General features: G+C 40.8%; 1 protein-coding gene. It reads right to left on the minus strand.

What is annotated here, in order from left to right; translation table 11 throughout:
- Window positions 1-1,196: MBG domain-containing protein (locus CHB81_RS26540; RefSeq protein ID WP_303395931.1), on the minus strand; the 1,196-nt coding region annotated here is incomplete at both ends.

A 1,196-nucleotide genomic window follows, 5' to 3' on the forward strand; every position in this document is an offset into this window, starting at 1 on the left:
GTATAACTTGCTGTTAAAGCTGGATTTGCTGATCCGTACGTTTTACTTTGATCGTCGGCTGTAATGGTTAACGCTACCGGAGTAACTGTCAATGTTCCGTTAGTTCCATAACTTATCGTATAATTTGATGAAACTGCTCCGCTTGCCGAAATTGGATAACTTCCAACCGAACTTCCTGCTACCGCTGTTGTTGTGATTGTTGGCGCTGTAGTTAAACTTGCAGCAGTATCTCCGTTTACAAATCCTGCATAACTTGCTGTTAAAACTGGATTTGCTGATCCGTACGTTTTACTTTGATCGTCGGCAGTAATGGTTAAAGTTACTGTAGTTACCGTTAGATTTCCATCAATATAACTAATGGTATAGTTTGAAGAAACTGCTCCACTTGCCGAAATTGGATAACTTCCAACCGAACTTCCTGCTACCGCTATTGTTGTGATTGTTGGTGCTGTAGTTAAACTTGCAGCAGTGTCTCCGTTTACAAATCCGGTATAACTTGCTGTTAAAACTGGATTTGCTGATCCGTACGTTTTACTTTGATCGTCGGAAGTAATGGTTAAAGTTGCTGTAGTTACGGTTAGATTTCCATCAATATAACTAATGGTGTAGTTTGAAGAAACTGCTCCGCTTGCTGTAATTAGATAACTTCCAACTGCACTTCCTGCTACCGCCGTTGTTGTGATTGTTGGCGCTGTAGTTAAACTTGCAACAGTATCACCGTTTACAAATCCGGTATAACTTGCTGTTAAAGCTGGATTTGCTGATCCGTACGTTTTACTTTGATCGTCGGCTGTAATGGTTAAAGTTGCTGTAGTTACGGTTAGATTTCCATCAATATAACTAATGGTATAGTTTGAAGAAACTGCTCCACTTGCCGAAATTGGATAACTTCCAACTGCACTTCCTGTTACCGCTGTTGTTGTGATTGTTGGTGCTGTAGTTAAACTAGCCGCTGTATCTCCGTTTACAAATCCGGTATAACTTGCTGTTAAAGCTGGATTTGCTGATCCGTACGTTTTACTTTGATCATCGGCTGTAATGGTTAACGCTACCGGAGTAACTGTCAATGTTCCGTTAGTTCCATAACTTATCGTATAATTTGATGAAACTGCTCCACTTGCCGAAATTGGATAACTTCCAACCGCACTTCCTGTTACGGCCGTTGTTGTGATTGTTGGTGCTGTAGTTAAACTTGC

It is taken from the genome of Flavobacterium sp. ov086 (assembly GCF_900187965.1).
Classification (GTDB): Bacteria; Bacteroidota; Bacteroidia; order Flavobacteriales; family Flavobacteriaceae; genus Flavobacterium.